At 59.2% G+C, this 19,186-nt stretch carries 14 protein-coding genes; 9 read left to right on the top strand and 5 right to left on the bottom strand.

Annotated elements, in window-relative coordinates:
- Positions 1–136 precede the first annotated feature (136 nt).
- Genes VG146_15610 through VG146_15600 form a run of 3 tightly spaced genes read left to right on the top strand, consistent with a single transcriptional unit; the run spans position 137 to position 2,467 of the window.
- Complete coding sequence (locus VG146_15610; GenBank protein ID HEV2393780.1) at positions 137–1,282, top strand: DUF1573 domain-containing protein; 1,146 nt, start codon at positions 137–139, stop codon at positions 1,280–1,282.
- 11 nt (positions 1,283–1,293) lie between these two features.
- Positions 1,294–1,908 carry a rhodanese-like domain-containing protein gene (locus tag VG146_15605; GenBank protein ID HEV2393779.1) on the top strand — a complete coding sequence of 205 codons (615 nt, stop codon included), beginning with the start codon at positions 1,294–1,296 and terminating at the stop codon, positions 1,906–1,908.
- Position 1,909: 1 nt separating this feature from the next.
- Positions 1,910–2,467, top strand: coding sequence for a MauE/DoxX family redox-associated membrane protein (locus VG146_15600; protein HEV2393778.1), 558 nt, complete (start codon positions 1,910–1,912; stop codon positions 2,465–2,467).
- On the opposite strand, the gene VG146_15595 is transcribed toward VG146_15600, so the two are convergent.
- Complete coding sequence (locus tag VG146_15595) at positions 2,464–3,690, bottom strand: DUF5009 domain-containing protein (protein ID HEV2393777.1); 1,227 nt, start codon at positions 3,688–3,690, stop codon at positions 2,464–2,466. The genes VG146_15600 and VG146_15595 overlap by 4 nt on opposite strands.
- A 660-nt stretch (positions 3,691–4,350) precedes the next feature.
- Between VG146_15595 and VG146_15590 the strand changes: the two genes are divergently transcribed.
- Together VG146_15590 and VG146_15585 are read left to right on the top strand one after the other, a co-directional pair.
- Positions 4,351–6,219: a hypothetical protein gene (locus tag VG146_15590; protein HEV2393776.1), complete on the top strand. Its 1,869-nt coding sequence runs from the start codon at positions 4,351–4,353 to the stop codon at positions 6,217–6,219.
- Complete coding sequence (locus tag VG146_15585) at positions 6,173–8,794, top strand: hypothetical protein (protein ID HEV2393775.1); 2,622 nt, start codon at positions 6,173–6,175, stop codon at positions 8,792–8,794. Before VG146_15590 ends, VG146_15585 begins: the two co-directional genes overlap by 47 nt.
- Before the next feature lie 238 nt (positions 8,795–9,032).
- Here the strand turns inward: VG146_15585 and VG146_15580 are convergent, their stop codons facing one another.
- From VG146_15580 to ccsA, 3 genes are read right to left on the bottom strand one after another with little or no spacing between them, the layout of a single operon-like run.
- Positions 9,033–10,076: a hydroxymethylbilane synthase gene (locus tag VG146_15580; GenBank protein HEV2393774.1), complete on the bottom strand. Its 1,044-nt coding sequence runs from the start codon at positions 10,074–10,076 to the stop codon at positions 9,033–9,035.
- Positions 10,073–11,134, bottom strand: a complete 1,062-nt coding sequence (hemA, locus tag VG146_15575) for a glutamyl-tRNA reductase (protein ID HEV2393773.1) — start codon at positions 11,132–11,134, stop codon at positions 10,073–10,075. Before hemA ends, VG146_15580 begins: the two co-directional genes overlap by 4 nt.
- Positions 11,135–11,140: 6 nt before the next feature.
- Positions 11,141–11,908, bottom strand: a complete 768-nt coding sequence (ccsA, locus tag VG146_15570) for a cytochrome c biogenesis protein CcsA (GenBank protein ID HEV2393772.1) — start codon at positions 11,906–11,908, stop codon at positions 11,141–11,143.
- A 163-nt stretch (positions 11,909–12,071) separates the two neighbouring features.
- Between ccsA and VG146_15565 the strand changes: the two genes are divergently transcribed.
- The 4 genes from VG146_15565 to VG146_15550 all read left to right on the top strand — a co-directional run bounded on the left by VG146_15565 (position 12,072) and on the right by VG146_15550 (position 18,337).
- The gene (locus tag VG146_15565) at positions 12,072–13,661 is read left to right on the top strand and encodes a fused MFS/spermidine synthase (protein HEV2393771.1); all 1,590 of its coding nucleotides are present in this window, start codon (positions 12,072–12,074) and stop codon (positions 13,659–13,661) included.
- A 3-nt stretch (positions 13,662–13,664) separates the two neighbouring features.
- Positions 13,665–15,575 carry a threonine--tRNA ligase gene (thrS, locus tag VG146_15560; protein ID HEV2393770.1) on the top strand — a complete coding sequence of 637 codons (1,911 nt, stop codon included), beginning with the start codon at positions 13,665–13,667 and terminating at the stop codon, positions 15,573–15,575.
- Between the two features lie 18 nt (positions 15,576–15,593).
- Positions 15,594–16,115, top strand: a complete 522-nt coding sequence (locus VG146_15555) for a hypothetical protein (protein HEV2393769.1) — start codon at positions 15,594–15,596, stop codon at positions 16,113–16,115.
- Between the two features lie 68 nt (positions 16,116–16,183).
- Positions 16,184–18,337, top strand: a complete 2,154-nt coding sequence (locus VG146_15550; GenBank protein ID HEV2393768.1) for a hypothetical protein — start codon at positions 16,184–16,186, stop codon at positions 18,335–18,337.
- An 11-nt stretch (positions 18,338–18,348) separates the two neighbouring features.
- On the opposite strand, the gene VG146_15545 is transcribed toward VG146_15550, so the two are convergent.
- Complete coding sequence (locus VG146_15545; protein ID HEV2393767.1) at positions 18,349–19,047, bottom strand: hypothetical protein; 699 nt, start codon at positions 19,045–19,047, stop codon at positions 18,349–18,351.
- Positions 19,048–19,186 lie beyond the last annotated feature (139 nt).

Here is a 19,186-nt window from a genome sequence, read left to right as displayed (position 1 = left end):
GGGGTGGTGAATTACACACTGGCTGCCGGCTGAAGCCGGCGTTCCGGTGGCAGTGTCAAGATGCGCCCAACATGACCCAGAATGAGCTTTCCTTCTCGGACAGTCTTTGAGATGATTTAAAGAGCAAAAAAGTAATATGCGCACAATAATTAAAAGCACGGTACTCGGCCTGTTGCTGGCCGGGTTGCAAGCCGCCCTGGCTGTTCCGCACGATCCGCCTCTGGCGCCAACACCAGCCACGCCCGCGCCCCAGATACCCGGCACAAACCACACGGCCGCCAAGATTCAATTCGCCTCGAGCATCCACGATTTCGGGCGAGCAAAAGCCGGTGAGTTAGTCAAATACACCTATATTTTTACCAATGTCGGCACCGGCGTGCTGGAAATAAGCCATGTGCAGCCCTCCTGCGGCTGCACCACCGCCGGCCAATGGACCCGAAAAGTCCTGCCCGGGGGGACCGGCGAAATCCCTATTCAAATGGCCAGCGACCATTTTAACGGCCCGGTCTTCAAGACTATCAGCGTTGCCTCAAACGATAAAAGCCAGCCGACAGTTGTGCTCCAACTCAAAGGCACCATTTGGAGGCCGATCGAGATTTCCCCTCCCTATCCGATGCTCAATGTCTCTCCGGATGAACCGACTGCATCGACCACCGCGCGCATTACAAACAATATGGCTGAACCCCTGATCGTCATGGACCCGGAGTCCAATAACCGCTCCTTTCGAGCGGAACTCAGGACAAACGAGTTCGGCAGGCAGTACGAAGTGACCATCACAGCAGTCCCACCTTTGGGGCCGGGAAACGTGAGTGGGAAAATCACCTTGAAAACGACCTCTGCCAGCACCCCGACAATCGACGTCCTTTTTTGGGCTAATGTGCGTCCGCCGCTGAATCTTTATCCCAGTCAACTCACCCTCAATGCCCCTTCCAGCAATCCGACAAACGCGCGGCTCACCATTCAGAACAATAGCACCAATGCGCTGACGCTCTCTGACCCGACGGTCAACGCCCCAGGGGCTCCGGTCCAGGTCCAGGTCCAGGAGATGCAACCGGGCCGGCTGTACGCTGTCCAGTTGACCTTCCCTGCGGGATTCGAAATCCCTCCCGGCCAGCATGTGGCGTTCACCGCTAAATCGAACAATCCGCACGTCCCTTTAATCCAGGTGCCGATCTTCCAGGCAGGCCGCGCGCCGCAACTGGCCCCATCCCGGTTCCTTGGCCGCCCGCCAATGCCAAACCCCCCGACGGCCATTGCGCCTACAGCCAAAGCGGTTCAGTAAGGGAGCGCCCTGTGAGGAAAGTTTTGCTCGAGGGGCTTTTGGTGGCCTGTCTCGGCATGGCCTTGTCTTTCGTGGCCAACGGCCTTTCACCACGAGGGCTGAGCCTGGGCAGGAACTATTTTCCACATGACCATCCCGCTCTTAGTCCTGCCGATGAGTTCACAAATCCATCCCCTGCCCGGGCGGTTGCGGCTCCGACATCGACAGCAGCAGCCCTCGCCTCGCAAATCCGCGAGCTGGGCTTTCACTTCGCCGATGGCAATGAGGCCTTGCGGTTGTTCCACGACCCGGGGCGCAATCAGAATTTGATCCTCTTTATCGACGCCCGTGATGAGGAGCATTATCGTGGCGGCCACATCCCGGGGGCTTATGAATTCGATCGGTATTACCCGGATAAATATCTTTCAGATGTGCTGCCTGCCTGCCAATTGGCGCAACAGATTCTGGTCTATTGCAATGGCGGCGAGTGCGAAGACAGCAAGGAGGCGGCCAGTTTCCTGGCGGCAGCCGACGTGCCAAAGGAAAAGCTCTTCGTCTATGGCGGCGGGATTACGGAATGGTCTTCCAATGGCCTGCCGATTGAAGTTGGGGCGCGCAATAGCGGCGACATTCAGAAAGCCCATTAAAATGGTCGAGGGTGATTGTTCCACATCGAAACTTGCAAATGGTCCGGCGGCCCCTGGCCAGACGCCGCACGAGCCGACAGGTTGCGCCTGGAAGAATGGCCTTTGGGATGTGGCCGCCGTGCTGGCCCGGTGGAGCCTGGGCGTCCTCTTTGTTTACCTGGGCTTGAACAAGGCGCTGCACCCGGTCGAGTTCCTCAAACTCGTGCGGCAGTATGAGCTGGTTGCCAGTCCGTTCCTATTGAATTCAATCGCTGCAACCCTCCCCTGGTTCGAGGTTTTTTGCGGCCTGCTGTTGCTGGCCGGCGTGGCAGTCCGGGGGGCAAGTTTGGTGCTCGTGATGATGCTGGCGCCTTTCACAGCCGTGGTGCTCCGGCATGCCTTGGCCCTGGCTGCCGCCCAGAAATTGCCCCTTTGCGCCATCCGGTTTGATTGCGGCTGCGGCGCCGGCGCGGTCTGGATATGCCATAAGCTCGCCGAGAACGTTTTGTTAATCGTGCTCGCCGCGTGGCTCGCCGTCTCAGGCCGGAGACGGTTCTCTCTCCGGTTCGGAATTTTCTAAATCCTCAAAAATATCTTCCGGCGGTACATCCAGTAAAGCATCAGCCAGAATACAAGCAGCACCGCCGCCCCATGCAAGGGGGGCGCATACGCCGACCCGAAGGCCAGGAAAATATGCGAACCCAGGTGCGTGTTGAGACTGCTCGATACAAATCCCTCGAACAAATGGGCGATGCAATAGGCCGCAATCGAGTTCATTCCGATAACCACCAGGGCAAACGCCCACCGCTTGCGCCCCCAAACATCCATGACCACATAAAATCCGGCCAGCAGCAGGAAACACCAACCGCCGCTGAATAGCGTCCAGCTTGGCGTCCAGATACGTTTGACTACCGGGCAAATGCCCAGCCAGCCCAGCGCCGCGCCCAAGACCAATCCGATGACTCCGGCTGTGGCCAGCCATCTCACTTTGGCCAGCGGCTCGCGTTGGCTGCGCAGCACCCCGCCCGCAATTAAGCCCAGAACCATCGTGCCCAGTGTGGGAATGAAACTCAACGTGGCATACCCACCGTCATTATACAAAAACGGGTGCTCACGCGGAAAGAGATTCAAAAACCACGTATCAAACGCCCACGCAAAGTCGCTGTTCTTGTTCCAATGCGCGGCGAAACCAGTCATCAGGTGCGGCCAGTCCTTTGGAACACCGACCTTCGTATAATCGAAATCAGGCCAGGGCAGCGGGTAGAGCGCGAAGGCGGCCCAATATCCAACCAGGAGGACCCCCAGAGCAATCCACTCGTCCCGCGCCGGGCGGAACCCGAGCAGGAACAGAATCCCATAACCCATGCCGATCTGCGTCAGGGTATCTTCAAAGGTCCAGTACGTTTGAGATCTGTCGATGGAGCGGAGGAAAACACCCAGCAAAATGAGGACGAGCGCGCGCCAGAAGGCGTGGATCGTCATTCGCGCCCGCGATTGGCCTCGCGCGATACGGCTGGCTAGCGAGAAAGGCAATGCCACCCCGACCAGGAACGAGAACGAGGGCTGGATGAGGTCGTGTAGCGAGCAACCGGTCCATTCCACATGGCTCTGGTGATGGGCCAGGAACCGCCAAAAAAGGCTGTCTGGTCGCGCCCGGGCCACATGGGAAAAGCTCAGGACCTCGCCCATCATCAGGAGCATGACCAGCCCGCGATAGGCATCCATCGAACCAAGACGCCCCGGCAACGAAGCGCCCGCAGCCGGGGGAACAGTTTTAGCCCCCTCAACCGTAAGTGCGCTCATAAATCTCCTGTGTGTTGCTTTCAACAGGGGCAGGTGGGTTAGGGAAGGTTCTCGTCATTCCAATCACCTTGTCTCATTGTGCATATCCGCCGGCTTTTGGAAAGGCCAGATTCCGCCGGAACAGATTTTTCATTGGGGTTAACTCCGTGTGCGCCCCTTGCGTCCGTGTTCGGAATCTTCAAGTTGCTCTCGCCATCGCGCGCGCCGGCGTGTCGGTGCCAAAAAGCTCTCTCAGGCGCTCCGTTGGCATCGGGCTCGCGCCGCCGAATTCCCTTTGTGTCAATAGCTGTGCTACCCACCAGCACGAGGAATTCCCGCCGTAGGTAAATCGCCCGCGTTCATGGGGATATGAATGCCCACAGTCAATGCCCATAGATTTGTGGCTGGCAATCCTTGTCCCGGAGGGGCACCCGAGAATAGCCCAACGTTTTAACGTTGGGTGACATCCGGGCTTGCAATTAGTGCCGGAGGGACGGCTGCACTCGCTCCTCAAAGTCGGACTCCGCTTCCCTGGCTGCAAGGAGCGAGGATCGAAAGCAAACTCTTCACGGTCGAACAGGAAGGCGATCTCTTTTTTAAAGATTCGAGCACGGGGGCGAGGAAGAGGACGAGAACGATGCTTGCTTGGCACGCCGATTCTGCTTATTAGGACAGACAGCTATGACAAGCTCCGACCCGCCCGGCACCCTGCCCTCTCATGCATCCAATAGCACCCCAGCTAACCGCGTCTGGGGCGTTCTCGTCGGCGCGTTCGTGGCGATGTTCGCGTTGACTTGCCGGGCAGCGGTCTCTGACAGCGCAGCCGCGGACCTGCCATCGGGAGTTAAAGCGGTATGGGACCTGAACAAGGCTTGGCGCGAGACCACCCCCACTCGCGAACGGCTTTGCATCAATGGACTTTGGCGCTGGCAACCAGCGACGGAGAACGCTCGACAAGCGCCAGCCACGGCTTGGGGTTACTACAAGGTCCCTGCTTGCTGGCCGGGCATCGAGGACTACTTGCAGAGCGATTACCAAACGCTCTACCGGCATCCGGATTGGACGAACACAAATCTCGCCGAAGTCAGGAGCGCCTGGTACGAACGGACGATCACCATTCCCACAAACTGGGCCGGCAGACGCATCAGCCTCGATTTGAAGTATCTGAATTCCTACGCAGCCGTATATGTGGATGGCCGCCAGGTGGGCGAAATCCGCTTTCCAGGAGGCCAGGTGGACCTTTCGGGTGCGGTGCGTCCGGGGGCCACACATGTCCTGAGCCTGCTGGTTATAGCCATGCCGCTCAATGCCGTGCTGGAATCCTACAGCGACACCAACACCGCCCGGCAACGCAAGGGCAGGGTTGAACGCCGCGGCCTCTGCGGCGACGCGTGGCTGGTCAGCGAACCGGCTGGGGCGCGCCTGGGCGATGTCCGCATCGCCACCTCGGTGCGCCAGGGCCAGATCACCTTTGAAACCAGGTTGGCTGGATTGGCCGCCGACCGGCGCTATCGCCTGCGCGCCCGAATCACGGACGAGGGCGCGCAGGTGGCGGAGTTCACCGGCCCGAGCTTCCGGGTCATCGATGTGACAAACGGTTCCGTGAGTTTCTCGGCGGCCTGGAAGGCTCCCAAACTCTGGGACATTAACACCCCGCAAAACCAATATCGCGCCGAGTTGTCACTCCTCGATGCGAACGGGCGGGCATCGGACACCGCCTTGCCTGTTCAATTCGGATTCCGTGAGTTTTGGGTTCGGGGCCGGGATTTCTACCTTAACGGCACCCGGTTGTTCCTGTCCCTGGTCCCCCTGGACAACGCGGCCGTTGGCGCGGCAGCGGCGACCTATGCGGCAACCAAAAAGAGCCTCGAGCGCTTGAAGAGTTTCGGCATCAACTTTGTCTATACCCACAACTACGGCTGCGAACCCGGCTCGCACCTGAGTTTCGAGGAAATCCTGCGCGCGGCCGATGACACCGGGATGCTGGTGGCTTTGTCCCAGCCGCACTTCAGCGCCTATCAGTGGGAAAGTCCCGAGGCCGACCAGACCAACGGCTACGCGGGGCACGCGGCGTTTTACGTGGGCGTCGCCGGCAGCCATCCCTCGGTGGTCGCTTACGCGATGAGCCATAATGCCACCGGTTACAACGAGGACATGAACCCCCTGACGATGGACGGTTTAACCGATGGCCGGGACCAGTGGGCTGCGCGCAACACTTCTCGCGCATTGCGTTGTGAGGCCATTGTGAAACGGCTGGACCCAACTCGAGTCGTTTATCACCACTCCTCGGGCAACCTCAGCGCGATGTACACGCTCAATTTCTACCCTAACTTTGTCCCCATTCAGGAGCTGGACGACTGGTTCGAGCACTGGTCGAACGCCGGGGTCAAACCCCTCCTGCTGGTCGAGTATGGCGCGCCCTTTGGCTGGGATTGGGCGATGTACCGCGGCTGGTTCAACGGCCAGCGTGAGTTCGGCAGCGCTGCTGTGCCCTGGGAATACTGTGTCGCCGAATGGAATGCTCAATTCCTGGGTGATGCGGCCTACTGACAGGGAAAAGCGCAACCTGCGCTGGGAGGCGCAGCAGTTCCGGCAACGGCGCGGCTGGCATCGCTGGGACTATCCCTTCCCGGTGGGCGACGCCCGATTAGACGAGTTGCAGCCCGTGCAGGCCGCCTACACCACCGATAACTGGCGCGCGTTCCGCACCTGGGGCCTTTCGGGCAATTCACCCTGGGAGCATGATCGCTTCTGGAAATTGCGCGATGGCTTCCAGCACCAGCGCCTGGAACTTCCCGTCGATTGGGACAACGTCCAGCGCCCCGGCTACAGCCCCGATTTTATTGACCGCACGTATGCCCGGTTCGATTTGGCCTACAAGCGGTCCGACTGGATCGCCTTACCCACGGCCCAGTCTTTGCTGCGGAATAACATGCCACTGCTGGCTTGGCTCGCCGGCAAACCGGAGCATTTCACCACCAAGGACCATACTTTCTATCCCGGTGAAACGGTTGAAAAGCAGCTCATCGTGATCAATAACACCCGACTCACGCTCAACGGACAAGCCTGGTGGTCCACCGATCTCGCGCCAGCAATTTCCGGCGCTCAGCAGCTCACTGTGCCTGCCGGCGACCAGGTGCGTGTCCCGGTCATCATCAAGCTTCCCGCAAACCAGGCGCCGGGCCATTACCGAATCGATGCAGCGTTTAGTTCCAGCACCGGCGAGAGACAGGACGACGCCTTCACGCTCGATGTTATTCCGCGTCCGGCGCCGCCGCGCCTGAATTCGCGAACGGCGCTCTTTGACCCACCCGGTCGGACGGCCAAATGGCTGGCTGGGCTCGGGGTTTCTTTTCGCTTGGTGGATGCTGCGGCGGACCTTGAGGCCTTTGACGTATTGGTGATTGGCAAAGGCGCCCTCACGGTGAACGAACCCGCGCCCGCTCTCGAACGTGTCCGCGACGGCCTTAAGGTTATCGTGTTCGAGCAGACCGCCAGCGCGCTGGAAAAACGGCTTGGCTTTAAGGTCGAGGAATACTGGCTGCGACAGGTCTGGCCGCGCGTGCCGGATAGCCCGCTGCTGGTCGGACTTAAGGCTGAAAACCTTCGCGATTGGCGCGGCGCTTCCACGCTGTTATCTCCTGTCCTGGATTACAAGTTGAGTCCACGGTACAGTGGCGCACCCACCGTGCGCTGGTGCGGTCTGGAAGTCACCCGTCTATGGCGCTGCGGCAACTGGGGTGACGTCGCCTCGGTGCTGATTGAGAAACCGACTCGGGGCGATTTCCTGCCAATCCTTGATGGCGGTTATGCCCTCCAATACAGCCCGTTGCTCGAATACCGAGAGGGCCGCGGCATGGTCCTTTTCTGCCAAATGGATGTGACCGCGCGCACCGAGAGCGAGCCAGCCGCCGAGACCCTGGCGAACAACATCCTGCGGTATGTGGCCGCCTGGCGCCCCGAACCGAGACGCACCGCGATGTATGCTGGCGACCCTGCCGGCCAGGCATGGCTGACAGCTTGCGGGATTGATGCCGCACCCTTCAAAGGAGAACCGCCAGCAGAGGACCAAGTGCTCATAGTGGCGCCGGGCGGAGACCGCGCGCTCGCTGCGAATGCCGCAGCCACGACGGATTGGATTCAAGCGGGAGGCCGCGTTCTGGCCCTCGGACTCGACCAGGGCGAGGCAAACTCGTTCCTGCCAACAAAGGTGACAATGAAATCCGCAGAGCATATCGCGGCCGCCTTTGCTCCATTCAGGGCCGATTCCCTGTTGGTGGGGGTTTCCCCAGCCGACGTGCATAACCGCGACCCACGCCAACTACCCCTCGTGAGCGCGGGTGCAACGGTGTATGGCGATGGGGTGCTGGCAACCCTTGGGAAGGTTGTCTTCTGCCAACTCACGCCGTGGTCCTTCGACCAGACCCCCGAGCACTTTAACCAACGCCGCACTTTCCGGCGCGCCTCGTTCGCCGTCAGCCGGCTCCTGGGAAACCTCGGGGTGGATGGCTCGACACCACTGCTGGAGCGGTTCAGTGAACCGGTGGGCGGAGTCAACGGGCCGTCGCTCATCAGAAATGGGGATTTCAGTGCCGCTGCCAACGGCGAGGGAGTGGCCGACGAATGGGAGTTCAGCGCGAGCCCCAAAGGCGCTCTCTGTACACGGGAAAAATTGGACAGGACGGGAGGCGGCTGGACTCAAGTCATCACCGTGCCATCCATTGCGAAGGGCGCCAAGCCGCCTGAAGTTATGCTTGCCCAGCACGACGTGCCCATCCGACGCGCCCAGTGGTATCGGCTATCACTCCGCACCAGGGCCAAGGGCCTGACCGCCAGGGAGATCACCTGGACGGTGCAAAATACGGCCAATTGGCAAGCCCTGCTTGACTATCAAACCTTCGCGCCAAAAGCGGAATGGCAGACCAACTCGTTCGTCCTCCAAGCCAATGACACCGCCACCAAAGGCACAAAGTTCCAGATCTGGTTCAATGGCACCGGCAAACTGTGGCTCGCTGATGTGCGTTTTGAGCCGATCCCCGACCCAAGCGCCGGTCGTTGGCTTGACGGCCTGTACCTCACCCACCCCACCGAGTGGGACGACCCGTATCGGTTCTTCGGATGGTGAGAGCCGCCATTCCTGAGTGTAGGAGACAACGTAAGGAGTCTCTGATCAGCAACTTCCGGGTGAACCAAAGGCGGCCAGACTGACACTCTTGATCAGAGACTCCTTACGTCGTCTCCTACAAAGGTTTGGAACTGAACCTTGTCATTGGCCCTGCGCAAGGGGCGGAAGGGGAGACGGAGAAGCTTTTCCAGATTAGAGATAGAGTTCATGTTAGGGACTCCTCGGTAACTCCGGACATTTAGTGTAGCTCTGCAGCGAGCTGCTGGCCCAATTCGGCCGGCTCGTTCAGCGGACGCGTCGCTTCGGCCATGCGCATCGGGCCGTTGGCAAAGGAAAGCGCCCGCAACCGGAGTTTATCTCCGATGACCTCCGCGTATCCTGCCACGGGGCTTTGACAGCCGCCCCCCATTGCGGCCAGAAATGCCCGCTCAGCAGTCACGCACTGGCGCGTATTGAAATGATTCAGCCCTTCGCAGATGGCGTCCAGCCGCTCGTCCTGCTCCCGAATCTCAATCCCGATGGCGCCCTGGCCCACGCAAGGAAGCATAACCTCCGTATCCAGGACCGTTGCCAGCAACCCGTCCGGAACGGCCTCGCCCCCCAACCGTCCGTCGGCTGTCACCGAAAAATTAAGCCGGGTCAAGCCCGCCAATGCCAGCAGAGTCGCGTCGAGTTCCGGTTTTTCGGCGAGTTTTTGCAGCCGTGTCAGAACGTTACCCCGAATGTCCGGAGCTTTCAGTGCACGATTGACTGCCAGCAATTGCGCCCGGCGTCGCGTGCTGCTGGTGGCTACAACCGCGCCAGCGGGAAGGTCCTGGATGCGCAGGCCGGGCTTGAACCCGCGGCGCTTGAATTGGCCAGGCGAGCATTGCGTCGATTGCAGCTTGGCTTCTGCGGAGAGGAGGTATTGGGCATCGCGATAGATGAGCACGTCGCGGACATCGGCCCGGTTGCCCACCGCCCCCAGTTTGAGACCCGAGGGCAATTCGGTTGGCAAATCTTTCAGGCTATGAACCGCCAGGTCTGCCCGGTGCTTCAGTAAGGCCACTTCGAGTTCCTTAGTGAACAGCCCCTTAGGCAGAGTAATCCCTTCCTGCGCCATCGAGGCGGTCTGGAGCTTGTCTCCCGTTGTTTTGATGATTTTCAGCTCAAAAGTCAGTCTTGGAAAAGCCGCCCGGCATTGGGCGAGCACCATATTGGCCTGAGCCAACGCCAGGGCGCTGCCCCTGGTGGCAATGAAAATGGGATGCTTATCTGCCCCCAAATTTTCCTCGTGGCTCATCGTCCTCCAAAGGCGGGCTTGGGTTCGCGCGGGCCGGGAGCGGGCCTGCCCTCGTAACCTATCAACGCCGCCGCCTTCTCGCGGATGATCTGCTCGCAACGCGCCACTTCTTCCTGGCGCTGCTTGAGGTAACCGTCCGCAACGGCCTGCAAGTCGTCGATGTTGAATAGGTACACGTTCTCCATGAAGTTGACTTCCGGCGCAATATCACGGGGCACGGCGATATCGATCAACAACAAGGGCCGATTGCGGCGCAGCTTCATCAGCGGCTCGAGCTTGGGGCGGTCCAGAATGCAATGCGGTGCGGCGGTGCTGCTGATAACGATGTCGATTTGCTCAAACTCCGTGGCCCAATCATCGAATCGCACCGCGCGCCCGCCCAGTTCCTGCGCCAGGGCCTGGGCTTTTTCGTAGGAGCGGTTTGTGACGATGATGCTCCGAGCCCCGCGCGAGAGCAGCGCGCGCGCCGTCTTTTCACCAGTGTCCCCTGCCCCGATGACCATGACCTGCCGCTCGCGAAGGTCGCTGAACACTTTCTCCGCCAGTTCCACCGCCACGGAGCCAATCGAGATGCTCCCGCGCTGAATATTGGTCGAGGAGCGGATATGCTTTGCGACGTTGAATGCGCGCTGAAAGGCCTTGTTGAGGCGGCCACCGGTATGGCCGCTTTGGAGCGCAAGGTCGTAGGCCTTCTTGAGCTGACCCAGGATTTCGGTTTCGCCAAGGACCATCGAATCCAAGCCGCAAGCAACCTTAAACAGATGATGCAAGCTCTGCGGCTCGGCATAGGCATAAAACCCTTCGTTCAACGGGTCACGGTAATCGTGGCAAGTGACCAGGAACTCTTGCAAAGCCTCAAACGCTTTGGACGGCTCCAAAGAAGTAGCAGCGTACACCTCAACGCGGTTGCAGGTGGACAGGATGACCGCTTCGGAGGCATTTCCCGAATCGCGCAGTGTTTGCAGCGCAGCGGGAATCTGCGACTCCGTAAAAGCCAATCGCTCCCGCACGGTGACCGCAGAGGAATGATGGCTCAGACCAATGACAACGATGGGCATGTCCTGTCAAGGGTTATGCAGCGGGGAGAGCGCATTGACGCCCCAGAACGTGAGCAACACAAACACGAAACTTCCGATTGCGCCCAAAGCGAAACGCCGCCCGGTTTGCGCAAACCTCCAGCGCATGATAATCAACCCCAGGTACAGCAGCCACACCACCACCGACCAGACAATCTTGGGGTCGCCGCGGTAGGTCTCGAAATTCTTGAGCCAGGTCAGCCCGTAAGCGCCCAGCCCCAACCCAAGTGTAAGGAGGCAAAAGCCGCTCAAGAGCAGGCGCCCCACCAAAGTTTCGAGGCGTTGAATTGGGGGCAGCAGCGAAAAAACCGCCTGGAGCTTGTGCAGTTTGAGGTTGTTTTCCTGCGTCAAGTACATCAGGGCCGCAACGGAACTCAACCCGAACGCCCCATACGAGAGCGCCATCAGTGCCGCATGGACGCTGGTCACTGCCATCGGCAGGTCCGGACGCGTCCCTTGGGGTCCATCGAGATTGGGCATTAAAGCGAAGATGCCAATGCCAAAAAGGACCGGCGACGCAAATGCCCCCAGGAACCGCAGCTTTGGCCAGAGCCCGACGACCAAATACACCGCCACAATGGTCCACATGGCGAAGGTGGTTGCTTCGTAGAGATTGGTGACGGGGCAATGATTCAGGCGAAACCCGCGCAAGACCATAGCCGTCGTATGCAGGATGAACCCGGCAAGCAATACGACATAATTGACGTGATCATCCCGGCGAAACCCCTTGCGCCACAGGAACACGGAATAAGTCATGCTTAATCCGTAAACCAGTACAGCCAGAAGAAAAAAATGCCGGTCAGTAAACCACGCCACGTTCAACAGGGTAGCCTCCAAAAACGCCCGCGCAAGCCCGAATCGAGCGGCTGGCGCCGGAAAAGATTGCTCCAATCTCTTGGCTCGCGTACAAGTTTTTGCTGTGAAGTCTGCACCTGCACTCGGACAGAAGTCTGCGCCTGCGGCGGGGCCGGCGCCGGAGCCCGCCTTGTCGAACGGGCTGCGGCGTTATCTCTATTTGACCGCCGCAACAACCGGCGCCGTGATTATGATTGTGGAGATTCTTGGCGCCAAAATGCTTTCCCCTTATGTCGGCATGTCCCATTTCGTCTGGACGGCACAGATCGCGGTGACCCTGGTCGCCTTGGCGTGCGGTTATTATGCCGGAGGCCGGCTGGCGGACCGCACACAGCGCTTGAGTCCGCTCTATTGGGCGATTCTGGGAGCGGCGGGTTATTTGGTTCTGACGGTGCTAATCTGTGAACCCGTAGCGTACTGGTGCCTGGATTTCAACCTGGCGTTCGGGTCGCTGCTGGCTTCAACCATTCTTTTTTTTGTGCCGCTGGCGTTGCTGGCCATGACCGCGCCATTCCTGGTTCGCGTCCTGACCTCCTCGGTCGCAGGTGTGGGCGGGAATGTGGGCCGATTGACGGCTGTCAGCACTCTCGGCAGCTTCGCCGGCACGATGGCGATTGGCTATTTAATGATTCCGCTGATGCCAAATTCCTTTGCGATGTACACCGCAGCGGTGGTCCTGGTGTTGGCCTGCGCCGGGTATTTTGGCTTCTTTGCACGCCGCTACGGCCCGCCTCTGCTGGGCCTGCTGCTTTTAGCCGTGGCTGGGGTAGCCAGCCTCTATCAAAGCCGTCCACGGGAATACCGAAATGTCGTCGAGCTGTTCCGGCGCAACTCGCATTTCGGCGAACTCCAAGTGGTCGATCTGCGCGATGGTTACTGCCGCTTTTATCTGGATGACAATCTGATCCAGAATACTTACGATCCGAAACTGCGCCAGAGCGAATCGACCTTCACCTACATGCTTTCGTACATGGCCGCCGCTTACAACACCAACATCAACGACGCCCTGTGCATCGGCCTGGGGATTGGGGTTGTCCCAATGGACTTCGCCCGCCGGGGCGCGCGGGTGGATGTTGTCGAGATTAATCCACCCGTCGAAGAGGTGGCACGGCGGTTCTTTAACCTGCAACCCCACAAACTCCACATTACATTCGATGACGCCCGGCATTATCTGAATCGCTGCCATAAAAAATATGACGCCGTGGTGCTTGATGCGTTTCTGGGCGATTCTTCCCCGTCGCACTTGTTCACCCGTGAGGCCTTTGCCTCGATGGCGCGCGTGTTGCGTCCGGGCGGGGTGCTGGTCATCAATTGCTTTGCCGAATTGGATGAGGGGCGTGATTTTTTTGCGACCTCGCTGAACAAGACCCTCAAAACTGTCTTTCCCGGTGTGGTGGCGAGGACCAGCGGGACCGGGGCGATGTTTTTCATGGCGACCGACCACCCGCATCCGATGGTGCTGCGCCAGCCGGATTTCGAATCTGTCCACATCGAAGCGCGCCGCGATACCAGCATCGCTTTTGACAGTATTGTGGAGATTTCAACCGCGCATGGCCGTGTGTTGACGGATGATTATAATCCCGTCGAGTTTTACGATGCGCGCAATCGCGAGGAAATCCGCCGCCGGCTCGCGATGCGGGCGCGCGACATGTGATCTATGGAACCCAATAAACAACCGCCTGAAAGGAAATCGCTGGACGAGCGCAACCGGATGACCGATTTGGAGCGGCTGCGGCATTCCTGCGCCCATGTGATGGCCACCGCCATTCTGCGGCTCTGGCCCGAGGCCCAATTCGCCTCCGGCCCCGCCGTCGAAACCGGCTTCTATTACGATGTGGAATTGCCCCACCGGATTGCCCCGGAGGATTTCCCCGCCATCGAAGCCGAGATGAGCAAGGAGATCAAAGCCAATCATCCCTTCGAGAAGATTATTGTCGCCCGCGACCAGGCGATGAAGGACGCAGAAAAGGGACGGCTCGGCGCGCTGAGCGACCGGCCCGCCCCGAGCAAATTCAAACTGGGAAACCTGGCGGATATTCCCGAGGGCGAACCGATTTCCTATTTTAAGAGCGGCGACTTCATCGACTTATGCGCCGGGCCGCACGTGATGCGCACCGGGAATATCGGCGCATTCAAGCTGACCAGCGTCGCCAGCGCTTACTATAAAGGCGATGAGAGGAACCCCCAACTCCAGCGCATTTATGGCACCGCCTTCAAGAACAAAACGGAGCTCGATGCCCACTTTAAGATGCTCGAAGAGGCCAAGCGCCGAGACCACCGCAAGATTGGCCAGGAGATGGGCCTGTTCACGATTGATCCGGAGTTTACGGGCCCTGGGTTGCCCCTCTGGCTGCCCAAGGGGGCGGCCATTGCGGAGGAATTGGAGAAACTGGCCAAGGAAACTGAGTTCCAGGCCGGCTATGTGCGCGTGAAGACGCCGCATATCGCCAAGGAAAAGATGTATCTCACCTCCGGCCATCTGCCGCACCTGTACAAGGATTCAATGTTCCCACCGATGGAAATACTCGAAGGCGCTGAGGGCGTGCGGCAGGACGGTTCCCCGGAAGCTCCAACGCTCCAACGCTCCAACGCTCCAACCAAGTATTACCTCAAGGCCATGAACTGCCCGCATCACCACCGCGTCTTTGCGGCCGAACCGCGCAGTTACCGGGACCTGCCCTTGCGTCTGGCCGAATACGGCACCTGCTACCGCTATGAGCAGTCTGGCGAACTCTTCGGCCTGATGCGCGTCCGCTCGCTCAGCATGAACGACGCGCATATCTACTGCACCACGGAGCAATTCGCCCAGGAATTCAACGCGGTCAACGAGATGTATCTCAAGTATTTCAAAATCTTCGGCATCGACAACTACGTTATGCGCTTCAGCACGCACGACCCTTCCCGCTTGACGGGGGACAACGCCAAATTCGTCAATGAACCGGACCTCTGGAAACAAACCGAAGATATGGTGCGCGACACGCTCAAGAATTCGGGCATCAACTACATCGAGGTGGCGAACGAAGCCGCTTTTTACGGCCCAAAGATTGATTTGCAGGTCCAGAGCGTTAGTGGCCGCGAGTTTACCCTCACGACCAACCAGGTGGATTTCGCCGTGCCAAAACGGTTCGGCCTTGTCTATCGGGACAAGGACAATACCGAGAAGACTCCGCTCTGCATCCACCGCGCGCCGCTGGGCACGCACGAGCGGTTCATCGGCTTTCTCATCGAGCATTATGCCGGCAATTTCCCGCTCTGGCTTGCGCCCGAGCAGGTCCGCGTACTGACGATTGGTGAGGAGGAGCCGCTGGTGAACTACGCCAAAAGCATGGTGCAGGAACTGCGCGCCCAAATGGTGCGCGCGGAAGGTGACTACTCGAACGACAAGATCAACGGCAAAATCCGGCAAGCCGAGCAGGCGAAGGTCCATACGATGCTGGTGGTCGGGCCGCGGGACATGGCCGCCAACGCCGTGAGCGTCCGGGTGCATGGCAAGGGCAGTCTGGGCGCCAAACCCCGGCAGGAGGTCATCGCCCAATTGCTCAATGACATCCGCAACCGCGTCCCGTGATGCTGGTTCTCCGGCGCCATGAGTCACGATTACTGGAGTACTTTTGCGGAACTGATCGTCACGCCGTTCCAGCATATCACCCTGATTTGGGGGATTGTGCCGCTTTATTTCGGCCTGCTCGCAAGCGAGTTGACCTCCGCCAAAGCCAATTTCCGCACCGCCATTCAAACCGGCTTCAGCTTCCTGTGGGCGGGCGCGCAATGGGTTTATTTTTATCACCTGCAAACGCTCAACCCGCGCGTGGAAAAACGCGTGGTGCTGGGTTCAATGGCAACCCCTCACATCGAGATCAACCTGTTCGTCACCATCCTGGTTCTGGCATTTGGGCTGGTCGCCCTGATCAGCGGACTGCGTCACCGATACCCAAAATATTGCTCATTTCTGGGTAAAACCCGGTTCAGCAATTATTTCATGATTGCCATCTACCCCATCCAGGCGCATTACCTTTCATGGACCTGGGAGCGATTGGGCGCAATCACCCTGTTCGCTGTGCCGATCTGGCTCGTGCTGCACTTCGGTTTGATGCCTTTCAGGAAATGAAGCAGCCGCGAAAGAACGCAAGCATCGCAAAGAGACTTTACTGTTTTCGAGTCTTTAAGTTGTGTCGTGTGCGGTCCAAATCCCTGTTCCTTTGCGCTCTTTGCCTTCTTTTATGGCTGACTGGGTTTCCGCTGGATGCGCAGCAGGCGCTGGAACGGACCTGCTTTCAAACCGGCCAGGCATGGAGTGGGGCCGGTGACCTCCGCTCGGATGTTGCCATTGTTTATGGGATTGACCCTGGCCTGCCCGGGCGCATCCAGACCTGGCGCGAGCACGGCTACCGCATCCACGTCATGACCGGCGTTTCGTGGGGCTCTTACCAGGATTATCTCTATGGCCGGTTCGACGGCGTTAACCACGAGGATGAAGCCCAGACGGAGAAGAGCGGACAAAAGATCGGCCACGGCGGCGATGTCTATTACATGTGCCCGGGAACCAATTACGGGAAGTTCTTGTGCGTTGGTGTTCAACGGGCCCTGGATGCGGGCACCGAGGCCATCCATCTCGAGGAACCCGAATTCTGGGTGCGTGGCGGCTACTCCGAGGGGTTCAAGCGCGAGTGGCGCCGTTACTATGACGAGGATTGGCAGCCGCCCTACAGCTCGGTGGATGCCCAATGGCGCGCTTCGAAGCTCAAATATTTCCTGTACCGCCGCGCGTTGGAACAAGTGTTTGATTACGTCCAGGCCTACAACCGCCGCTCGGGCCGGCACGTGCGCTGTTATGTGCCCACGCATAGCCTGCTCAATTATGCGCACTGGCGCATCGTCAGCCCCGAATCCAGCCTCGCCCGCATTGATGGGTGCGACGGTTATATTGCCCAGGTCTGGACTGGCACCTCGCGCACCCCCAACCTCTACCATGGCCAACTGCGCGAGCGCACCTTCGAAACCGCATTTCTCGAATACGGCGCGATGCAAAACCTGGTCCATGCCACGGGCCGGCGGGTCTGGTACCTGAACGACCCCGTTGAGGATAACCCGAACCATACCTGGGACGATTACCGCGTGAACTGGGAATCAACGCTGGTGGCTTCTCTCTTCCAACCCGAAGTGTGGCGTTACGAAGTCGCCCCCTGGCCTGAGCGCGTCTTTGCCGGCAAATATCCCCGGCGCGCCCCACGCGAGGAACGGAAGGGAATTCCGCCAGGCTATGCCACTGAGTTGCAGACCGTGATGAATGCGCTCAATGACATGAATCAATCGAGCATCAAGTGGGACTGCGGCACGCGCGGCCTGGGCGTGCTGGTAAGCGACTCGTTAATGTTCGAGCGCGGCGAACCCGACCCGAGCGACGCGCATCTCAGCCAGGTTTATGGACTGGCCCTGCCCCTGCTCAAGCGCGGAATGCCCGTCGCGCCCGTCCAACTGGAGAATCTCGTTATTACGAATTTTTTAAATGGCTTCAAGTTGCTGTTGCTGACTTATCACGGGCAAAAACCACTCGGACCTGAGGTGCACAAGTCTTTGGCTGACTGGGTAAGGGCGGGCGGGGCGCTCGTCGTGGTGGATGACGACGCGGACCCATTCAACGCAGTTCGCGAATGGTGGAATAGCGGTTCGCGTCACTTCGCGACACCTCGAGAGCACCTCTTCGAGCAACTCGGCATTGCCGGGCACAACTTCAGTTCCGATCCACACCCTGTCAGTGTCGGAAAGGGTTTTGTGACCTGGCTGCGAAAGGACCCCGCGGCATTGGCTGCCGCTACTGATGGCGACTCCATTTTGGTAACAGCCGTCCAAGAGGCGGCGACACGCTTGGGGCTCGAATGGAAGGAAACCAATTATTTGCTGCTGCGGCGTGGGCCGTATGTGATTGCTGCTGGCTTAGACGAGTCGATTCCCGGTGAGCCGATGGCTGTGCGCGGGCGTTTAATCAACCTCCTCGATCCGGAACTGCGCCTCCACGCCAGCGTGACTTTGGCGGCTGGTTCCCGGCTTTTTCTGCTCGATCTCGACAAGATGCCCGCCGGTTCTCCGCGCCTGCTCGCCTCTGCCGGCAGGGCCTTGGCGGTCCAGGGTGACAGCGCAAAGCTTTCCCTGACTGTCGAAGGGGTGGCCGGCACGCCCGCAAGGGTGCTCATCCAGGCTCCGGCGGCTCCACGCTCTGTCATTCTCGATGGGCAGAAGGTCGATTCATTCGAATACTCAGCCGCGCAGAGATTGTTGTGGGTTCAATTCATGAACCAAGCCGCTACCCGCAAGGTGGAGGTGGATTTTTAGGTGGCAACGGGCTATCCCGTGATGGGTGGGAAATGAATATCAGGGTGCTTGCCGCCCAACCACAGCCAGGGAGCCAGCACCACGTCAAGCGGCAGGAATAATGGAGGGAGAATTACCGCCAGGGGATAGCACCACCATCTGGGAGGTTTGGCAGGGCGTGTCGAGGCCGGGAAATGGGCCGGAAGCCAAACCATTGGACCGTAAACCAGAATCCAGAACGGGAAGTTAGAGACCCCCTGGTAGCCTGAATACCCGAATTCCATAAAGGTTCCAGTGATACCCCAAAGAAGGAAAACTTCGAAAGGCGAGAACCGCCAGTACTTCAGCAGAACCGCCCAGCCAATAAACATCGGCACAAACACCACCACACTGTGGTGCAGGATAACATCGAGGTAATTCGACGAGGCGGTGATATAGGCTGCGCCGAGCTTCACACCGAACAAAGGGGCGCAGTTTGTCATTGTGGTTGTGACCGCTTCTTCGAGCATCGCCAGAAGAATGCAACCGAGAACGAATTTAACCGGCCACGGCAGGGATGCCTTGGCGGCAAGCCGGCACCAGAAGTCTCGCCACCGCCACATGGCGAACCCACAGCCGACGATCCAGAACAAAGTCAATCCCCACGCCATATCCATTACGGCGTGTTTATTTGGCTGATGCCGTGTGACAACAAGAAGGAAAGTCCCGACCAGGAAGACTATCAGCAGCATGCCGAGCACCAAGGCCCGTTTAGGCTTGGCCCAACGATCTGGTGTCGCGGCTAAGTTTAACATGTAAACGTAAGTTTCGGAGCGAGTGGGCCTTTCACCTACTTGTGAGGCTGCATTCGCAAGGGGAGATTACTCAGAA

This window comes from Verrucomicrobiia bacterium (assembly GCA_035946615.1).
In the GTDB taxonomy this organism is placed as follows: Bacteria; Verrucomicrobiota; Verrucomicrobiia; order Limisphaerales; family UBA8199; genus DASYZB01.
This window is presented reverse-complemented; position numbering and strand designations above follow the sequence as displayed.